Source organism: Blautia sp. HCP3S3_H10_2 (assembly GCF_052122375.1).
Classification (GTDB): Bacteria; Bacillota; Clostridia; order Lachnospirales; family Lachnospiraceae; genus Blautia_A.
The window spans coordinates 252,917-272,844 of the sequence record NZ_JBQKCL010000006.1 but is presented as its reverse complement, the minus strand read 5'-3'; the positions used below and the strand labels follow the sequence as shown (position 1 = coordinate 272,844).

The 19,928-nt window shown below is 41.7% G+C and carries 14 protein-coding genes; 7 read left to right on the top strand and 7 right to left on the bottom strand.

Annotated elements, in window-relative coordinates; translation table 11 throughout:
- The first annotated feature begins 450 nt into the window (after positions 1-450).
- The 5 genes from ACTQWB_RS09040 (at position 451) to ACTQWB_RS09020 (ending at position 4,420) form a co-directional block, all read left to right on the top strand.
- Entirely contained in the window at positions 451-1,995 is a 1,545-nt protein-coding gene (locus ACTQWB_RS09040; RefSeq protein WP_346793722.1) for an ATP-binding cassette domain-containing protein, read from the top strand.
- Positions 1,996-2,127: 132 nt separating this feature from the next.
- Positions 2,128-2,376: a hypothetical protein gene (locus ACTQWB_RS09035; protein WP_441501351.1), complete on the top strand. Its 249-nt coding sequence runs from the start codon at positions 2,128-2,130 to the stop codon at positions 2,374-2,376.
- A 167-nt stretch (positions 2,377-2,543) separates the two neighbouring features.
- The gene (locus ACTQWB_RS09030) at positions 2,544-3,257 is read left to right on the top strand and encodes a virulence protein (protein ID WP_441501352.1); all 714 of its coding nucleotides are present in this window, start codon (positions 2,544-2,546) and stop codon (positions 3,255-3,257) included.
- On the top strand, positions 3,257-3,481 hold the full coding sequence (locus tag ACTQWB_RS09025) for a DUF4314 domain-containing protein (protein WP_441501353.1): 225 nt from the start codon (positions 3,257-3,259) through the stop codon (positions 3,479-3,481). The genes ACTQWB_RS09030 and ACTQWB_RS09025 overlap by 1 nt, the downstream gene beginning before the upstream one ends.
- 225 nt (positions 3,482-3,706) lie before the next feature.
- Positions 3,707-4,420: an HNH endonuclease gene (locus ACTQWB_RS09020; protein ID WP_441501354.1), complete on the top strand. Its 714-nt coding sequence runs from the start codon at positions 3,707-3,709 to the stop codon at positions 4,418-4,420.
- A gap of 53 nt (positions 4,421-4,473) precedes the next feature.
- Here the strand turns inward: ACTQWB_RS09020 and ACTQWB_RS09015 are convergent, their stop codons facing one another.
- Genes ACTQWB_RS09015 through ACTQWB_RS08985 form a run of 7 tightly spaced genes read right to left on the bottom strand, consistent with a single transcriptional unit; the run spans position 4,474 to position 17,301 of the window.
- Complete coding sequence (locus ACTQWB_RS09015) at positions 4,474-9,705, bottom strand: DEAD/DEAH box helicase (protein WP_441501355.1); 5,232 nt, start codon at positions 9,703-9,705, stop codon at positions 4,474-4,476.
- Between the two features lie 2 nt (positions 9,706-9,707).
- The gene (locus ACTQWB_RS09010; protein ID WP_441501356.1) at positions 9,708-10,718 is read right to left on the bottom strand and encodes a hypothetical protein; all 1,011 of its coding nucleotides are present in this window, start codon (positions 10,716-10,718) and stop codon (positions 9,708-9,710) included.
- 10 nt (positions 10,719-10,728) lie between these two features.
- Positions 10,729-13,494, bottom strand: coding sequence for a hypothetical protein (locus tag ACTQWB_RS09005; protein ID WP_441501357.1), 2,766 nt, complete (start codon positions 13,492-13,494; stop codon positions 10,729-10,731).
- Positions 13,495-13,536: 42 nt separating this feature from the next.
- Entirely contained in the window at positions 13,537-15,129 is a 1,593-nt protein-coding gene (locus ACTQWB_RS09000; RefSeq protein WP_441501358.1) for a hypothetical protein, read from the bottom strand.
- 29 nt (positions 15,130-15,158) lie between these two features.
- The gene (locus ACTQWB_RS08995; protein ID WP_441501359.1) at positions 15,159-15,899 is read right to left on the bottom strand and encodes a PmeII family type II restriction endonuclease; all 741 of its coding nucleotides are present in this window, start codon (positions 15,897-15,899) and stop codon (positions 15,159-15,161) included.
- Complete coding sequence (locus tag ACTQWB_RS08990; protein ID WP_441501360.1) at positions 15,886-17,091, bottom strand: DNA cytosine methyltransferase; 1,206 nt, start codon at positions 17,089-17,091, stop codon at positions 15,886-15,888. The genes ACTQWB_RS08995 and ACTQWB_RS08990 overlap by 14 nt, the downstream gene beginning before the upstream one ends.
- Positions 17,092-17,301, bottom strand: a complete 210-nt coding sequence (locus ACTQWB_RS08985) for a helix-turn-helix domain-containing protein (protein WP_441514607.1) — start codon at positions 17,299-17,301, stop codon at positions 17,092-17,094. It lies immediately after the preceding gene.
- A gap of 404 nt (positions 17,302-17,705) precedes the next feature.
- Between ACTQWB_RS08985 and ACTQWB_RS08980 the strand changes: the two genes are divergently transcribed.
- Both ACTQWB_RS08980 and ACTQWB_RS08975 read left to right on the top strand, forming a co-directional pair.
- Positions 17,706-18,320 carry a DUF6664 family protein gene (locus ACTQWB_RS08980; RefSeq protein ID WP_441501362.1) on the top strand — a complete coding sequence of 205 codons (615 nt, stop codon included), beginning with the start codon at positions 17,706-17,708 and terminating at the stop codon, positions 18,318-18,320.
- Positions 18,321-18,481: 161 nt separating this feature from the next.
- Positions 18,482-19,267, top strand: a complete 786-nt coding sequence (locus tag ACTQWB_RS08975; protein WP_441501363.1) for a virulence protein — start codon at positions 18,482-18,484, stop codon at positions 19,265-19,267.
- Positions 19,268-19,928: the final 661 nt, after the last annotated feature.

Here is a 19,928-nt window from a genome sequence, read left to right as displayed (position 1 = left end):
TGGTAACTTAACAATAAATACATTTTAAAGAAGAATCAACTGCCTTTTTAATAAAAAAACAGTAAAACTGCGCCACAGCCTTGGCAGGCCATCGCGCAGCGATTTTGTTCACTTTGAATTTGCGCTTCTATAAGGTGGAATGTGTTGACACAAAAAATACAGTATGATAGTATTATCATTAGAAAAAAGGATGGCACATTTCGTGTAAGGTGAGGAAATGATTAATAGATAATTTAATTTAAGTAAGACACATATAGTTATTGAGCCTGTAGAAAATAGGTTTATTTTTGTGTACGCTTAAGTTGGATTATCGCAAGAGGCATTTCCTTTGCTTTTCTTTAGGGAAAGTAATAAAGGTCTATTTAGCGAGTCTATTTTTGCGTATGCAAAAAAGGCTCGTTTTTGTGTGTACAAAAATAATTGACTCGTGTTTCGAAAAGGAGGAACTTTATGTTACAGATAAAGAAATTAAATTTAACACATAAAAAAGACCTGAGAGTAATTCTTGATGATTTCAACCTTGTGCTAAATGATGGAGATAAAGCAGTTATCATTGGAGAAGAAGGGAACGGAAAATCAACATTAATGAAGTGGATATATGATCCATCGCTTATAGAAAACTATATAGAAGCGGATGGGGAAAGAGTAATGGGAAACGAACGTTTTGGTTACCTTCCGCAAGAGATGCCCGATGAAGATAAGAAAAAAACCGTATACGAGTATTTTTCTGAGGAAGAAATATTCTGGGAGAAAACGCCAAAAGAACTGTCTGTTACTGCAGGGAAATTTGGAATAAAAAATGATTTTTTCTACAGTAGTCAGATGATGGGGAGCCTTTCAGGAGGAGAAAAAGTCAAGGTACAACTCATGCGGCTTTTTATTCGCGATGTTTCTGTGCTATTGTTAGACGAACCTTCAAATGATATTGACATTGCGACGCTTACATTACTGGAAAAAACCATAAATGAATGGAAACATATTGTGCTTTTTATTTCACACGATGAAACATTGATAGAGCGTACCGCCAACATGGTAATACATATCGAGCAGATTAAGCGAAAAACAGAAGCGAGATATACCGTGGCCAAGCTTCCCTATAGAAACTATGTGGAGGAACGGCTTCATAAATTTGAACTTCAAGAACAGAGGGCACTATGTGACCGTAGGGAAAAAAAGATTCGAGATGAGAAATATCAAAGAGTGTCTCAGAGTGTGCAAAGCGCATTAGCAAATTGTTCCAGACAAGCGCCGTCGGTGGCAAAGAATTTGAAGGACAAAATGCACACAGTTAAGGCTATGGGGCGAAGATTTGAAAGAGAAGACGAAAATATGACGCAAATGCCGGAGCAGGAAGAAGCAATCTTTTTTAAATTAGGAGATAAAAACGCATACATTCCAACAGGGAAAACGGTCATAGAATATGAACTTTCAAAGCTAATGACTCCAGAAGGCGAAAGAATTTTGGCAGAAGGAATTTATTTGAAAATAAAAGGATCAGAGAAAATCTGTATTATAGGAGCCAACGGGGCAGGAAAAACGACTCTTCTAAAAAAGATAGCGGAAGAACTTATGAATCGGAATGATATTAAAGCAGAATATATGCCCCAAAATTATGAAGATTTGTTGGAGCTATCTGTTACACCGGTTGATTACCTTGATAAAACAGGAGATAAAGAAGAGCGTACAAGAATTAGAACATACCTAGGTTCACTTAAATACACGCCAGATGAAATGGAGCATCCTATTCGGGAGTTGTCTGGTGGACAAAAGGCGAAAGTGCTTCTTTTGAGGATGAGTTTAAGTGGTGCGAATGTTCTTATTCTGGATGAGCCTACAAGAAATTTTTCACCATTATCCGGCCCGGTAATAAGAAAAATGCTCCGAGAATTTCCAGGGGCTGTCATTAGCATTTCTCACGATAGAAAGTACATTGAAGAGGTGTGTGATAAAATATATCAGCTAAATCCTAATGGATTACAGTTAATTAGTGAGTGATAAAAAAGATGAAAGACTGACAACTTCCAGTTTGACGATTTCATATTTGTTGATTATATAGTGTGAATTATCGTTGCTATTTTCTTAATATAGAGCGTATATAGACATACCAAAACGAGGAGGTATTTCAATATGCTTTATGTGAGAATAGCAAACGAGGACGGAACTATTTCATTTCATCCGCTTAGAGAAAACAACATCTATGTTCACTGCGAGACTTGTGGCAGCATGGTCCCAGTCGATGATCCCATCAACTTCATAGCGGACATGGCCGACATGGGAATTATCATGGATGATGCTTTCAATCGATGTGAAAAATGTTCAGAAGAACATTTTGCCTGGGAAGAGGAATACTGCGAAAGCTTGACAAGTGAATTATAATAAGAAGAAAGAGATATTGACCCTGGCGCGTTGATATCTCTTTTTTCGTGAAAGAAAAGACTATGCTGCAACCCTCCATAAAACGAAGAGTAGCCTAATCCAATGCCCGGATGGAGGGGGTGCATTTCTCGTATTCAGGGGGTGCAAAAGGGGGTGCAACCGTTGGATTGTATCAAAATGGTAGCCGCCATGAACAGCGGAAACAGATGGCACAGGTCATTTCGGAAATCATCCAGGAGAAGGTCATTTACAAGAGGGTTCCCACCTGTGCTTATCAGATTGGCTACTTTACCATCAGCAAAGACGGTGTCCTAAGTTGGACGGAGGACACCGATGCAGAAACGGTCAAGGGCGTGGTTGCCGGATTGCAGATGATGGGCTTCACCGCCAAGACGGAACTTCGCATTGCAGAGCAGACCGATTCAGTAGAAAAGGCAACACCGAATGAAGCCCCGGAGGAAGAAAATGTGGATTCCAGTAAGCTGACGGTGGAGATACCGCTGAGACTGGTGGACGAAGCCACACTCGCCAACCTCGACAGAATTATTGAGGGCAAGGGAAATTTGATACGGAAAGCAATCGAAGCAGAAAACCTTACCTACGAGGTCACGGATAGTAAGGTGCTGTTCCCTTGGTTCTCCCTTTCCGGGGATGCAGATGAAGCGTTGGCCTATACGCAGCTAATCAGCAAGCTGGTGGAACAGGCACGGACAGCCAAGCGTGTGACCATGAAAGAGAAGAAGGTGGAGAATGAGAAATACGCATTCCGGTGCTTTCTGCTCCGACTAGGGTTTATCGGTGATGAGTACAAGGCAGCCCGGAGCGTGCTGCTGAAAAATCTGACCGGGAATGGGGCGTGGAAGAAGGTCGGTGACCGCTGATGTGGGGAATCTCAAAGGCAAGGCTTGAATGCCTCCGCAGCCAATATGCTCCGGGGACAAGGGTGGAATTAGAAGAGATGAACGACCGACAAGCACCGCCGCCCGGAACAAAGGGCACGGTTGTGTACGTAGATGATATCGGGACCATCCATGTGCACTGGGATAACGGCAGCTCCCTGGGCGTGGCTTACGGTGAGGATAGATGCCGGGTGATTGAAGAATAGGATGGGGTAACGCTTCGTGACCCCATAAACTGAATAACGAATCGTTAGCAAGAAGGAGCCGATTCCCACAGCAGGGATATCGACTCCTTTGATGTTTCAATATGTTCATTCTAATGTTCAATTTGGTCATTTGGCGGAGAAATGACTAAATTGAGATAGTTGCGAGATTGCTTTCACTTGACACACCTGGTATTATTTATGTAGGTAGAAAGGTGGTGAGACGTTATGCAGAATCCTGTTTTAAAAGAATACTATGTTAGATATCTGACTGATGTGCGTAACCTCTCCCAATCCTCGGTCAAGCATTATATTGATGCTCTGAATAATATCTCCCGTTATCTGGTTTCCAAAAATCTTGTCACAGAGAACATATACGAAATCATGGATTTTGAGCAGTTAGGCACTGTGCGTGACATTCTCTATGCAGATCCAGAGTTTATTGCTCAAGATAAGCGTGGGCATCAGATGTATAGCGCAGGATTAAACAACTACTGTAGATTCGCAAAGGGTGAGGATTTCGCTCTGGCAAAAGAAAAGGTAGTGCTTCTTGATGTGCCGATTGAGATCGCTCCTCAGGCGAAAAGAGAAACCACAGTTTGGCGGCGTTCCGGTATTATCCGAGAGCAGTCACTGGAAATCGCTCAGTTCCGCTGTGAAATCGATAACCGCCATGATAGCTTTATTGCTGCAAGAACGAATCATATGTATATGGAAGGACATCACGCAATTCCGATGCATATGCAGCCGCACTTCTCAAATAGCCTGGATGTCTATGCCAATATCATCTGTCTATGCCCTGTGTGCCATCGGAGGATTCATTATGGTTTGAAAGATGATAAAGTACAGATGATGCAGAAGATTTACACCACTCATGCAGATAGACTGGCACAGAGCGGTATTCAAATCAGCAAATCTGATTTTGTTTCAATAGCCATATAAAAACTGCCCCTGCTCGATTTTGAACTACGAGCAGGGGCTTGTTGCTTGATAAATTACAGTGAAGCACGAATTATTGCATCCACTTTTGGCATTGCATATTTTAGAAGCTGATCAGAAATGCAGATTGCTCTAGATGGCAGTAAACTAATGTGTTCGTTCCACATTGCAGGATAAGCAACAATTTCTTGCCTATTACCATTGTTCTCGATGAAATGTCTAGTACCATCTCCTGTGATTCGGAATTCAGCGCTTAATTCATTGAGGGGCATCAGCAATTCTTCCTGCTTTTCGTATGTAAGAGGAGATGCCAATATAGAATTTTCACACCAATTCAGCAAATCGAGAGCGGCATATCGGTCGAGCAACCCATGTACACGTTGATTCCAGTAATGCATCAAGCATTCGTGGCAGGCAGAATCACAGCCGGAAGGACAGGTGTTTAGTACTTCTCTAGTTTCCTTCATTAATTCAGAAGTGCGTTCAGCTAACGCTGAGCAATAGCCAGCACCGCTTGATAAACTATCAAATAAGAAAACATCTACATAAGCGATGTGTTTATCGGGCGAATAACGAAGACGATATCCGCTCTTTATTTCATTGAATTCGATGTCCAATAAACGCCCACCAGCTAATGTCATTGCTTCTGCTAAGGTTTGACCAGCTCTGCGAATCCAAAGGCCACCTGCCTCAACATTGATTTTCTCTGAATCAAGAGCAATCTCATATACAACCATATCAGTTCGGAACTGGTTGCCTAAATACGTGTTTACAATCTGAGACGGATTGTGAGAACATTCATAGTATTTATGAGGGTGGCGATATGGCTTTCTCAATTTTCCAAGAAGAGACGAGTCATCGCCAGGAACAGCTGCACCACAGTCCTTACATACCATAAAGCCAGTTGACTTAGGACCCTTGTTCAAAATAATCAGAGGGTCGTTTGAACGTTTTGAGTACCTAAGATTGTCAAATCCTTCTTCTTCATGCATTTCTTCTTCTCGTGGAGTTATGGAATAGCAAGGGTCTTCTGCGTATGTCATTTCCGAATCAGCCCCAGCTTCTTTTGTGCTTACTCCTGCGATAGGAGCAAAGCCCCAAGGTTTTAGCAAATGCTGTTGCTCAATGCTATTTTGACCGCAGAAAGGACATCTGCTTTGTGATTCAAGCCCCATCCAATTACAAGCAGGGTCATTGCAGTAATACAATGGCTTGAAATACTCTGCACTTTCGAAAAATGGTCTTGCAGGATGTTCTTGCATATCAGGTCTAAATTTGGAGTGAAAACTGTAAACACCGCCAGATTTATAGGTCGTCTTATTGATTACCACAATTCTGCCAGGAGCATATTCGCTAATTGCTGTTTCTAACGCACGCTCGGGTTTCTGGACAATTGCGGAACCTTTAGAGTTCTCTACATAAAAACCGACAACGTCTTTCGGGAAAGAATATGTAGGGAAAATGCCAGTTTCCAAAAAGGTATCAAGCACGCTTTTCTCATTATTGTCATCATCCCGGTATTCATCTGGGAATTCTTCAACCTGCTTTTTTAAGTCAACGATTTGAGATAGGAAATCAGCTTTGTATTTATCAAAATCAAAGGTGACTTCCGCCGGAATGAGTGCTGACATATCAAAATCCACAGCGGTTTTTTTGACTATAAAAGCAATAAATTTGTCAAAGTGTTTCTCGAAGAATTCACAGACACCCATTTTATCGGCACCTAAACCTAGTGTGTCGAAAAATTCAGTAACACAAATTACATTAAAATGACGATTCGTTAGTTTGTCATTTTTGACATCGATCCACGGTGTACGAGGTTCTCCAGAAATAATTTTTTCGGGATTATGGAAATAATAGCTATCATGCGGGCGGTTATCTGTGTATGTTACAATTGTTGAAATAGCAGCACTTCTTCGCCCAGCACGACCAGCACGCTGTTGATAGTTTTCGCGCATAGGTGGGATATTGCGTAGTCCGACAGCAGTCAGAGAACCAATATCAATACCGACTTCCATTGTCGTGGTACAACTGAGAACATCAACAGGTCTATCATTATCAACGTGAACATTCTGAAAACGCATCTCAAAATCTTCTGTTGTTGACCATGTTTTTTGGCGTTGGTCTTTATGAGAGAGCTGCGCTGTGTGCTCTTCGGTATTAATTCGTGTCATCAAAGCCTGTGGATCGCCATCAACAGCCCTAAGAACAGGTTCACGCCAGAAATTGATACCGCCAAAATCCGGTTCTGACATTTTAACAGGGGTGCCTTTTCCGCAATGGGCGCACTTTCCCCATAAAGAAAACGGGAAAACTCCACTACACCTAGGACACTTATACCATTCGTGGTCAGCACCGAATCGTAGCGTTACAAGATCGGTATTTAAGTACATGGAGGAGGAGTTAACTCCTTGTGCCAAAAACAGAGATAACTGCTTAGCGATGACGGAAATCTGTGGTTTTGATAATCCATGTTCTTCGAGCATTTTTCGGATACGAGGAGGTAGCTCTGTTTCGTTCTCCACACCCAGTCTCTGATGATACGCAGTTATATTCTTTCTTACTCCATCATCAATATCCGAGCCTACAGCATATTCCGAGGTCATAATTTCCATTGCCCAAGCAGCGAAAAGAACCTTGAATTCATCAATAGACATGGTGATATTAGCATTTTCAAAGGCTTCTATTATCTCATCAAATGTTTCCTCATCAATGTCACACGGTTCTATCCAACACAGTGCAACATCAGTCAAAGAGCGGAAATTACTGCACAGCTGCCGGAGAAGATGTTCGCTATACTGATCTGGTTTATGAATGAAGTATTTTTTTGCTACTATGTCGTATTTTAATTTACCCTTTTTCTTTTCATATTTTTCTCCCATAGTGGACAGTGCTTCGAGAAGCTCATGTTCATTGTTTCCATAGAAGAATCGGAGGTTGTTTTTGTATGCAACTTTCAAAAAGAATACGTAAAGAAGGCTGAGCGTAGGAACCTTGTCATTATCATCGGCCCATTGTTGTAATTCATATGCTGCAACAGTCAAAGCCTTTTTCATTGCATCTTCGTCTGCGGCACGGGTTAGATCTCTTGCCAGGACAGCTGCACGTTGACGGCTATCAGAAAACAGCAATACTTTTCTGCCTTCGTTAACTAAGGACTTATATTTTGGTACCGGGGGCTGTACATAGAACTGCTCTGATACCAAGTTGAAAAACGGTTCATTTCCCTTAGTCGAAAAGTCCGTTGCAGCAAAATGAAGCTTTTCACACTTTGGACAAGTCTTGAAGCTCCAGATATTAGGACGGCCTGGAATATCAACGGGGCAATATGCAACTTGAATATAATTTGCTTCCCCGGTATGGTCATTAAACTCATCTAAACGACCGGAGATACTGTTCATCCAAGCAACCTTCACATCTTTAGTGCGTTTGAAGCTACCATCAGAAGGAATAGGATAAAACAATACTTCTCTAAGATTTCCTGTAAACTGTACTCCAGACTCGTTCCATACAAAACGATTCGTGATTTCGGTCGAATCCACATAGCCTTTAAGGAACAATGCTCCGCAAGAACGTTCATTCAAGAGTTCGTAAATCATTCCCCCGCATTTACATCTCGTTCCAGGCTTATTTAAATAAATATGGCCAAGTGCCAGGCTTCCATCGTGATTGGAGCAGGTGCAATTGGGATTGGAACAAGCAAAGAGACCTTGGAGACCACGGAACATCATGTGTAAGCGTGCGGGATATAGAACATTCCCTGAAGAACTTTTAGCTAAAGGTGCAATTGCTAATAAAGCACTTGTTGCCTTCTCAGCGATTTCTTCCGTTGTATTTGGGAATGTGATTTTCGCTAGTTCCTTGAAACTTGTTGCATGACCGCGTGTTTGATCCATGATTCGTAACATAGGGTCACATTTCTGCAGATTATCATATAACCACATTTCGACTTGATGCTCGTTGGTGAAATCGCAGTCTAGTGGGAAACCTGCTAATCTTCCAAACTCCTGTATTGCTTGGCTTTTTTCTGGCCAGCCAACTTGGAGCGCATCTATGTCATAATCAATAAGTGCAGCAGGGTCAAGTTCATGCTGAGTATAGACGATTACCTCGTCCGTTCCCTTTATTAAGCGGAATGTATTTTTTTCGATATCCTGAGCGCTTAAGTCACAGGCAAATTTGTATACTTTATTATCTTCAGGCGGAACGCTGGCACTGGTTAAAATGAATTGAACACGGTCTCTATTAATACCAAGTTTATGTAAAACTCTTCGTACCAAAAGTGCAACTTCGCCGCCAGAAGAGCCACGGTACATGTGTGCCTCATCAATGATGAACAAAAGTTTATTGGAAGGGTTACTATCGAGCCAAAGTTTGGTGCTATCCCAGAATCCGCGCTCTATTGGTCTCATCAACATATATTCAAGCATAGAATAGTTTGTGATGAGAATATCCGGACAGTACTGATGCATTTCCTGACGCATAATCAGTTCTGCATCTTCCGCATCGGTAAGGAAGCTTTCGTTATTTCTGAGTTTCTCAACAAAAGAGGCCAAATCTTTCTTTGAAGGATATTTTCCTAATTCTCTTAGTTTTTCTTTAACTTCCTGTGGCTGGTTTAGGATATCCTTTGCCATTGTATCGGCGAGTCCAGCGTTTTGCTTCTCGTCTGGTAAGCCTGGATAAGGAGTACGGCCTGTGTACATGCCGAATTGAGGGACTCGGCAACCAGGCACTAATTCATGAATCAGATTATGAAAGCCATCCTTACGGTTTCCAACCATTTTACGAAGTCTACCGAGCTGATCTGAAACAAGAGCGTTCATCGGATAAAGCATGATAGCACGAACACCTCTGACGCTCCAAGTTTCGGGGGAGTTCATTTGTTCAAGAACAAGCTTGCTGACCATAGGCCACATAAAACACTCAGTTTTACCGGAACCAGTACCTGTGGATACAAACAAATCATTGCCTTGATAAAATGCCTCTAGAGATTCTAGCTGATGTTTGTACGGACTTGCAAATACACCGAGATCTCGCTCGGCCATTGCCATTAGTATTCTTTTCGCATCATCCGGAATGCTAGAAGTAGCTAAACCATTTGGAACGGCCAGGTAGGCATGATTAGCTTCAATATATGGTTCTTGATAAATCATACCGCGGGATTGCAATTCACTCTCGCAAGCGATGCGGAGTGCATCGTTTTTGCCGAGGTAGACAGTATTAATATAATCTAAAAGTTTTCCTTTGATGGCATCATGTGTACTTTTTACGCCATATTTATCCATAATTAGGCCTCCATTATTTTGAACCCAAGGGCTTCGAAGAATGGTCGTGTTATAGACCAGACACTGAGTTCCATATCCCATTCGAGCACATCAGAAATGCTATTATGCGGCCATGCATAGCTTTCCAACAGGGTTAATTCCTTTTGTGGCAGACGCACCCACATTTTAAGTGAAATGTGGTCAGAATGAACCGTAATTTGACAGGGTATTTTATTCTCTGACAGCGAACGTAATGCAAACATAAATCTGCGATGTTCTCCGATTTCCTGAAGAAAGGGATCAATTCTGTGAATATAATAATTGCCGTATTTTAATCTTATCAAGAAGTATTCATACCCTGCATTATTCACGGTTCTTCGAGCGAATACAATGTCTTTGGCAGAGGCTGGTATAATGGACTGCCAACACGAGTAATTGTTTCGTGACGTACATGAAGCATTATAGAATTGTGTGCTTTCGTCAAACCCATTAACTTTTTCCCACCAGGCACTATTTATGTATTCATTAAACCAAGACACAGCGTCAATAATTTGGGAGGAAGATGTGTATGCAGATACCAGATTTCCCAAAGTGGCTATTCCAGAATAGTATGTCTGTGGGTTTAGTAAAACACCCTTATATGCTGCAACAGACTCATTAAGCGGAACGATTGCCTGGTTTGCAAGAATAAGATTTGTATTAAAGCCTACGTTCAATAAATCTCCGTGCCTAATCAGCCGTGTTCTGATTAGTGAAACGGGATTCTCTGCATCAGCTTCGGGCATAAACCATTGTTTCGAAAGAGGGTGGCGAAGTAGCAGTTCATTAAGTATTGGTACGCAACGATCAATAATATGACGTCTGCTCACACCAGAATTCTCATCACTTCCCAATACTTTATCTGTTGCTGCCGTCTTTATCCAACACGCAACAGCAGAGTATAAGATTCTGGTGCAGTACTGAGATTCAGATTCAGTCTTGTATTTAGTTATGTTCATATCTGAAGCCATTGCTGCCAGAATCTTATCGTCCACTTTTGTTACCTCACAGATACTTAATAATTAGTTTTTGAATTTCTTCGGTTACCCCGGCAGAGGCAAACGAAGCCACTAATTCATCGAGTGAATTATTGTTTAGGCCAGCCATTATTAATTGCAATTGCAGAAGAAGACTGGACGCAATATGCTCATCATATGTTGCCATGAACATAGCGTAATTCAACTGAGCGGTATTGCAAACATAGTCCTTAAAAGGCTTTAATTCTTTTCGTTTTGCTTTGATTGTTGCACTATCATATGTTGGAACGAAAGCTACCTCAGAGGAAAAACTAGTTAATGGCTCAGTCATTACGGATGTCAGATGCAGATCACCGTCAATAAAGAATGCGTGGTTCCAAACAGCAGCAGGAATCATGCTCATAGAAAGGCCTCGCGTAGAAAGAATGAGCAAAGTTTTTTGATTCAACTCAGTATAGTTCTGAAGAAGTTCGTTATACGCATTCAGGCTGAGACCATCGAAAACACCGTTAATAATGAACACATTATACTTTGCCGTAGCATTTTCTTGGATAGTATGACACAGCGATGTACAACTTGATTCCGCAAGAGGAAGAGTCAGTTCCATGGCACCATCTGCTCCAAACATGGAAGCAATACAGTCCGCAATGATACCTGCGTTTTCGTTAATCACCAAAGGAATCTTATTGCATATGCAGAAACTGATAACTTGAGACATTTCATAAGCATAGCTTTCAGTGTAACCAGTTTTCTCTAAATTCTCAGCTAATTCCTCCTCAAACGTATCACAGTCCTCGATAGTATCACCTTGTGTAGTTGTACAGGTTCTATGTGTGACCTTCATTTCATTAGGAAAAGAGGCACCTCTAGAGGATACTTGCTTAGAACCATAACTTGTAGCAAAAGCCATTTCGCAGATAAAATCAGCAACATTACTCTTTGCAGCGGCAATACGTTCAGTAACCTTTTTCTCAACACTAGAGGCAAGCTGTTCCTTGGATTGAATCTCCGCAGTGATAGCATTCAATTGTTCCTGGAGAGTCTGTTGATCAGCTTTCAAACCTTTCACTTTTGATTCCCCAGAGGTGATGCGTGATTCTATATCTGCAAGTTTCTTCTCGGCTTCTGTCAGTAAAATTTCATTTTCTTGACGCCATTCATCAAAAAGCATGTTTTTACATATTGCAACGAGACCGGAATTTCTTTCAAGAGCAGCAGAAATTACAGAAACATCTAAGTCTTCGCTGCAGAGATATGAATCGGCATGTTCGATAAATGCATCAATATAAGACTGAGCATCTTCTTCAGAGCATGCATACAGTTCTGATAATTCCTGGGCCACCGTGCCTATAGGCAGTTCGGTTAAAAAAGAACGACAATGCTGGGCTTCTTTTTTGGACAAGCCGGATTCGCGGAGCACAGCGGAAGTTGCTCTAGATATAATAATGTCCTTAGCAACATACATAGGGTCTCGAACTTGTACAAGGGTTTGAGGAAGACCTAATCGTGTGAAACGATATAACTGCATTCCGGAGAAAGATATAACATCTGATTTCTTTATGGTGAACTGTGGCAATATGTAAACTGAACTATTCAGTTTGAATTTGTCACCGACTTTCACGAAATTTGTTTCGTCACACAGTATGCCTTTGATTTCGTTATTTTCTGCAGGTAAAGCAAATAGGATTTTTCTTCCGCTGAAAAGAGAAATCTGCGAAGACGAAATATACTGTGTTAACTCTGAAATAGTGTGGCATGTAGGTACTTCAACAATTTCAATGAAGCGTATACTTCCATTGAATGCTGTAGTTACATAGTCGGTAGAGGGGTCATTCTTGTTAGGCTGAGCATTCCACTTCCACACACCAATGTATCCATTTTCGTCTGGACCGTTCCGCCAGAAAAGGCGGTCTCGGTTTCCAAAATAGCGAGGAATATCTTCAGCTTGTTCAAAAACGGATATTGCTCCATTAGCTACATCCGCTAAACGTATGAGCCAAGCTTGATCAGAATAACTGTGGACAACTCGACAAATGGAGGTGTATTCGAATTCAGTTTCTACTATTTCAGTACCATCGGTATCTGCATACCGGGACAGCAGACGCAGTTCCTCAAGCTCAGCTTTTATATGTGTTGTTTCGGAAATATGTTCTCGAGCGATATTCAATGAAGCCTGCAACTCTGTTATCTCAGATGTTGCTCGGGCTAATTCCTCTTCACGTTGTTTGCGAAGTGACTGTTCGGTAGAAATCAGTTTTTCCAAATCTTCCACCTTGGCAAGCGTTTCAGCTAATTTTGCTTCAATGGTAGCGATGTTAGCAGTTTGTTCTGAATCCGCCGGATCCTCCTTTTTATCAGTGTCATCTGCGGGTATCTGGGGCGCCGGGATAAGATGGATAATATTTTTTACGAGGGAGATGTATTCTGTCGTATACGATTCGTCAGATAGCAAAAAATATAGATCAATATCATCACAGAAAACACTTCCAGGAAGTGCTCGAAGCAATGATTCGTCAGCGGTTGCACCTTCGTTTTCTAATGTTTGACGGAATTCCTTAATTTCGGAAAACCAAAGACCTACACATTTTTCAACGAAAGAGGTTATAAAAAGATTTTTTATATTGGTGACTAAGAGCCGGACAATCTGATCTCGCTTCAGACTTTGGGTGCGGCCTTTCCATATTTTATTGTATTCTTTTGAATGGCTATTAAAATAATCAACAACGATTTTGTGAGGAATGCGTTCACACAAATACTGGAGTTGTTCAGTTGTTAACTCTGTCAATGCAGTCATGGCTTCAACCTTGCTTTCTATATTCTGTGATGATATCGCTTACTATCGCGACAGAATATCTTTTTGATGTGTTTGTACATATTGGAGGGCACCAATTGCAATTTTACCATTAGTTATCAAGCGGAGAACTGCTGCGGCAACTGCAAAATAACCCATTTTTCGACAACGGTCGGAAAAATAAATAACCCATCGTGGGGCTTGTACCATTGTTCCTTTAGCATAAGCGTAAAGACCAGAAATAAAGCGGATTTCATCAAATTCGGAACGATTTTCTGTTCGCTCAATCTGGTATTGCTCATACACAGAATCTTCAATTACAAGAATTATACTACAAGAATCATTTCTTGATGGTATCAGAGTATTTGCTGAGCGCACGGATACATGTTGATAAGTATTATTTTCGCTTCCGATGTATAATTCCAGTTTTGCATTTGTAATAATCGAAAAATCAGATGCGAGGTCATCCTTGCCTAAATTTGAAACATCAATGGAAGATGTATCGTTTCTTCTAAAATCAAACTGATACTGGTAGTCCGGTAGCTTGAATGGACGTCTGGAAATAGTAATTTCTCTTCCGGCATATTTTCTGTCTACCGACAATGTTGTTAACGAACGGTACGATGGTATTTCTATGGTAGCTCGCTCGTTTTGCTGTGTGACTTGCACAGAGGACACAAAGGAGTCGGTATATGAGTATACATGCGGCATGGCATTACCGCTGTTTACAGAACAATGGATTTTACCTTCGGTTACCGGAACTAGAACATCCTGTAGTATGCAGGGCGGCCAAAGCGGGATTATTTCTGGCGCAGTATCGAGAAGCCATACGTTGAATACGCTCTTAAAGTAATTACTGATTAGCGTGAATCGAAACTCATCTTTTGATGACACTTCGATTGTCACACTGTAAATGCTGTAAACGGAATTGCTCAGTTGTATAGATCCAATTTTTCGGTGCTTTATCTCAGGATAACTTGGTGAGAAATTGTTTGAGACAATGTAGTACTGCTTACCTGGAGAAACGCTGTCACCGCGCCTTATTTTTTTACTGTTTACTTCATCATAAGAAAAAATAGCACCACCGTAATCGAAACCATCGGCATAATCAGACCACCGACGTATAATTTCGTATGCACTATATGGTGGACTAAGTGTAATAGAGTAATTTGAGGCATACGAAGGTATAAAATTTATCGGTACCAACGTTGTGGTGCTATCAAAAAACATATTGGAGTTTAATGGGGCTGAGCGCTCATATGAACCGCCTTTTATAATAACCTTTATGTTCTTTTGAGCGGCTTGCTGTAATAATCTGGCTCCGAGTGCCGGGAAGCCAATAGAAAGTTGAAATGAACCACCAACATTTGAAAGAAAGAGCGGTAAACCAACTCGTTCATAAAGGTTTAGACCAGCTCTGCCATCCACACGCTTATCGCACTCCGGCGATCGAGCTGTCTTCACCTTGTGATAAAAATGGCTGTAATGAGAACCACCGCCAGCACGCCAATAGACCTGTTCTCCGCATTCGGGGCAGAAGAAGCGACTTGTTCTACGAGGAATATATGAATTGTCGAAATCTCCGGCAGATACTTCTATCTCTGTACCAACCGAATACCGATCAATAGCATATTCCATATTCCCCACGCTCCTTTCTGATTTAGTTATTAGTCCCCAGAATTAAACTCGACTAATTTCTCCCAATCAATACTGCCGTCTTCAGAACAAAACTCGTTTGAGAATTCTCTAACCAGTCGATTTGCTGCTTTATTATAGCTTTCTTTATAGGAAGCAACATACTGCTCTGGAAGAGTACCCATGAAAGAAATAATTTTGATATAGAACTCTTCGTCTCCAGTCAGTTCTGCCCAGAATTGTTTTCCGGCTAATTCCTGGTAGAACTTTGGCATACCTTTGCCTGAGGTTTTCTTTTTTCCATAGCAGTATCCAATGTATGCTTCATAACGTGCCTTGGCTTGCTGAGCAAGCTTGGAGGCAGCCATAAAGTTTTGTTCCTGTCTTTTCTTGCTATCTGCATTAAATACTGATGGTCCGCTTTTTACGGCAACAGCATAGATAGTGTTGGTATCATTGTCCTGAATCATAATATCGATACCCTCAGCGAGAGCTTTGTTGCCTCCGCTTGCTGCGATAGCAATAGGCTCAAAGAAACAATTGCCGAAGATGGTCTCCTCGCTTGAAGTGACAAATGCGTTCAGAACAGATTCAACAATTTCTGATGCACTCTGCATTGCTTTTGCACGGTATAAATACGGATTTTTTCTTTTCATGACCTTTTTAATATCGAGGCCATCAATTTTATCAATAAGGGTGCTGTAGAAAATATCCAGAGCATTTGCGATAGCCTGGACAACAGCTTGTTCATCATAAGAATTACTGATTGCCATTTTCGGTTCCTCCAATCTCAAGGGCATCCTTAATACGGTTGTGAACACCTGTTCCACGGAATCGTTTTGTCTTGATTTCTGCAGAATTATCTGCTGTTGAAAGAATGGCTTGTCCGATTGCTTCAGCCAACCCAATAGGAACTGCGTTACCAATCTGTTTGTATTTTGCAGCTGTGGTTCCGGTAAAAATCCAATCTTCCGGGAACTGCTGAATTCTCGCATATTCCTTTACACTTAGCGGACGGTCTTTCTTCGGATGACACAGCATTGTTGCTTTCTGTGCCGGAGATGTAGTAATAGTAGGAGCAGGCTGAGAATAACTCAATCTACGATAAAAACCGACTTTACCACCGCCAGATTTATATGCACCACCCATTGCTGCTGGAATTAGTTCCGCAGGCAGATCTTTCCAGTTTCCACCTTCAGGGACGAGATGAAGGTATCCTTTGCGTTCATCTCCAAGCTTTGCGCATTCGGTATCGTTATCTTCTAAATCCCTGATAACCTGACCAACAGTGACCCAGCGATAATTCGGATTCTGGTGTTTCGGGAAGTGGGTAGGGATAGGAAGGAAAATTTCCTCGTTATCTCGGCTACCTATTAATACAAAACGCTCTCTGAACTGTGGAACACCATAGTTTACAGCATCAAGAACACCATAGACTGTTTTATAGCCTAATTTATTGAACTCAGACAGAATAACATCTAACACAGTGCCAAGTTTCTGATCTGGATCAGTATCGTCTCTTTCTGCAGTAGGAACATGTTTAAGCGGTGCGGACATTATACCCTTGACATTCTCCATGACAAAGAAGCGAGGTTTTATGTAGTCAATCATTCGAATAAAATCCATGAACAAACTGCCACGAGGGTCATTGATTCCAAGTCGTTTTCCGGCTGTTGAGAACGGCTGACAAGGAGGACCACCACAAATCAAAAATGGTTCACCGACCTTTAACCCAGTCATATCAAGAAGTACTTGAGGATCAATTTCTCGAATGTCTCCTCCAAGGACATTATGTCCGTTGGCTTTCATGGTTTCCACACATGCTGGCTCGAAGTCCTGACCGATTACAACATTGAGGCCAGCTTTTCCTAAACCAATATCGAGCCCCATGGCACCAGAAAAAAGAGAAATAACATCACGATTATCATTGTAGTTCGTATAAGCATTAATAGTATTCTGTGTCATTTATATAGATTCTCCATTCGAAAGAACAAATTTCCGCTCAAAAGAGCATCCGGTTACAGATGCAATTTGCTCCAAGTCGGATATGGTAAATGTTTCGCGTTTAAGCTTGGCATTAAAATTTTGTGGAGAAGTTCCAATTCTGCGTGCCAGTTCAGAAACGCTTATATTGTTTCGAACACAAAGCACTTTAATTTGCTCTGATATAGTCATCATGGTACCTCTTTCAAGTCTAAATAATATCAATTCAATTATAAAACGGAAAGTTTAAAATGTCAATTCAGTAAGTGTGGCATTTGAACTGAGGGTATACTATCTATTCCGTTTTAGAGAGTAGACACATGGAAGATATTATTTCTGTCCTTTTTGAAATGATTTCTGAATTTGGGATTATGCCTCTTTCAAATACATAGCTTCCAAAAGGAAAAGGGATACCGACCGAAAGCAATTTTCCTCAAATATCTTATAATATGTCATTGCACAGGGGTATATTGTGGCATAAAAGTACCAGTTTCTTGCGCTCTCTTTCAGTACATCTGATGAATTGCTATTTCCCTCAAAAGTGATATAGTTCTATAACTAACAAAGGCTATCAGGCAGAAAAGGGGATTAGTATTATGGTAAATAAACAGGGTTCATATTGGATGGAATTCACACTGGACGAAAAGGTAGACCAGAAGGTATGTGAATATTTAAGGGGACATAACGTAGAATACCGGAACACGAAACAGAAAATGAAAGAACTGATGGAGCAGAATCCGAATGTGCTGGCTCTGTTTGAGACAGAAGATGCGGTTACGCTGACAGCGGAAGAACATAAGATATTACACACATATTTCCAACTGGAAAGCAGCGCAGAATTGATTGAAAGAGAGTACCATTTTTACATGGGACAGTCCATGATTTTTTCTTACGGAAGTATGCTTGCAAAATTGAAGAAAGAAATCATGAATCCAGAAGAGGGAGAAACAGGCCGTCTTCTGGATTTTTTCATGGAAACAAGAACGGATGAGTTGGAAAAGGAATTGAGGACACAGAATCAGCAGTACCGGGAAGCGCTGGAAGAAATCAAGAAATATGAAGAAGAAATACAGAAGTTGAATCTGTCCAAAGCGGTGAGGGTTCAAATAGACCGCTATGTGAGTGCGGTAAACTGGCGGTGGGTACTATGCTGGGATTTTCTGTACAGATCGGGCATGAAGGATATACTGCTTCTCTTCGAGAACCGGTAAAATTATGCACAGTCTGTGATACACATTTTTGTGGCAATTATGTGTTGAAATCAATTTGCTATTCTGTGTAATCAGAGCGAATATACACCTACCAAAACGAAATGGAGGATTTGCAGATGAGCAGAGATTAGACGAAAGAAGAACTGAACACAGCAAGCGAGATGATGAAACAGAATGGTCACATGGGATTCGAGGAATTCTGCCAAGCCATAGAGCAGAAACAGCCGATTAGCTTCGACCTTCGGGGGAGAGACCGGAAAGAACTGGTGAAAGACATTAGTGAAATTCTGGGCGAAAAAGCAAAATACATGAGGATGCCGACCTGTACCTACCGGGTTGGTGGTTACATCATCGCCAAGGACGGCACACTCACTTGGGGAGCGGATGTAACGGATGCAGAGAGTTTTTTACAGACACTGACTGCCAGAGGATGGAATTATGCCATTGTGATTGATACCTCTGCGGCCGAAGAGCCACAGCTGGGATGCTGCTCAACGGATGCGGAGATGCCGGAGCCGGAAACAAAGGTCGAACCGGACACCAACACCTACAATTTTTGCATTGAGCTACCGGAGGAAACACTTCCAGATGCTGCCCGTGTGAACCTCGACCGAATCATCGAGAGTAAAGGAAATCTGCTGCGAAAGGCACTGGGTACGGATACGCTTTCCTACGAAGTAACCGATGGCAAGGTTCGATTCCCTTGGTTCCACATTTCCGGTAGCCCAGAGGAGGTCACCGCCTACACACAACTGATTACCGCCCTTGCGGAGATGGCGAAGAACAGCAAGCGAATCACCGCAAAGGAGCGGCCAGTAGACAACGAGAAGTATGCTTTTCGGTGTTTCCTGCTCCGGCTGGGATTCATCGGGGATGCGTACAAGGCATCCAGAAAAATCCTTTTGAAGAACCTGGATGGCAACAGTGCTTTCCGTGACAAAAAGTAAATAGCGAACACAGCACACCCCTTCACCTGGGATTTCCGGGTTGAGGGGATTTTTTTGCTCTTTTTACAAAAACTTGTGCGAAATTCGGAAGATCAGCGTTTTTGACTACATAGCTGACAGAAGAGAGACAAACCTACGAATTCTCCCGTGATTCTGGGCTGCAGTTGTCCAAAGAGATATGAGGGGAGCAGGATTTTGGCTTCTCCTGTGGCTATCAAGCGGAGAAAAATTATCTCTGGAAGTACCGAAAAAATGTCCGTTTTTCCCATTTCCAATACATAGCTACCAGAAGGGAATGGACTCCGACCGAAAGCAATTGTCCTAGAAAAAATATTTTCACCTTTTTTCTCCGAAATTCGGAATTTGGAGATTTAGGGCTGCATAGCAGGTGGAAGGACAAGACAATCGGAATCTCTTCATCTCTCGGTTACATAGCTGCTGGAAAAAACGGAAAAACACGATTCCGGCTGTCCGTAAAGAGATGAAGGGAAGATAACAAGGTCCTTCAGAAAGGAGTGATGAAAAATGAATACCACAGGAGGTGCGCCACCATGAAAACCCTGGAAAACGAAAAAATCTGGGTATGTTGGTACTACAGTACCCGTAAAGGCAAACGCACCAAGATTCCAATCGCTGCAAGCGGATGCACTACAGGCACGGA

What these genes read in the sequence shown, in the direction of transcription:
- ACTQWB_RS09025 (WP_441501353.1), top strand. Translation starts at nt 3,257, where the DNA reads ATGTGGGGAATCTCAAAGGCAAGGCTTGAATGCCTCCGCAGCCAATAT.
- ACTQWB_RS09035 (WP_441501351.1), top strand. Translation starts at nt 2,128, where the DNA reads ATGCTTTATGTGAGAATAGCAAACGAGGACGGAACTATTTCATTTCAT.
- ACTQWB_RS08980 (WP_441501362.1), top strand. Translation starts at nt 17,706, where the DNA reads ATGGTAAATAAACAGGGTTCATATTGGATGGAATTCACACTGGACGAA.
- ACTQWB_RS08975 (WP_441501363.1), top strand. Translation starts at nt 18,482, where the DNA reads ATGATGAAACAGAATGGTCACATGGGATTCGAGGAATTCTGCCAAGCC.
- ACTQWB_RS09020 (WP_441501354.1), top strand. Translation starts at nt 3,707, where the DNA reads ATGCAGAATCCTGTTTTAAAAGAATACTATGTTAGATATCTGACTGAT.
- ACTQWB_RS09000 (WP_441501358.1), bottom strand. Translation starts at nt 15,129, where the DNA reads ATGGAATATGCTATTGATCGGTATTCGGTTGGTACAGAGATAGAAGTA.
- ACTQWB_RS09040 (WP_346793722.1), top strand. Translation starts at nt 451, where the DNA reads ATGTTACAGATAAAGAAATTAAATTTAACACATAAAAAAGACCTGAGA.
- ACTQWB_RS09015 (WP_441501355.1), bottom strand. Translation starts at nt 9,705, where the DNA reads ATGGATAAATATGGCGTAAAAAGTACACATGATGCCATCAAAGGAAAA.
- ACTQWB_RS08985 (WP_441514607.1), bottom strand. Translation starts at nt 17,301, where the DNA reads ATGACTATATCAGAGCAAATTAAAGTGCTTTGTGTTCGAAACAATATA.
- ACTQWB_RS08990 (WP_441501360.1), bottom strand. Translation starts at nt 17,091, where the DNA reads ATGACACAGAATACTATTAATGCTTATACGAACTACAATGATAATCGT.
- ACTQWB_RS09005 (WP_441501357.1), bottom strand. Translation starts at nt 13,494, where the DNA reads ATGACTGCATTGACAGAGTTAACAACTGAACAACTCCAGTATTTGTGT.
- ACTQWB_RS08995 (WP_441501359.1), bottom strand. Translation starts at nt 15,899, where the DNA reads ATGGCAATCAGTAATTCTTATGATGAACAAGCTGTTGTCCAGGCTATC.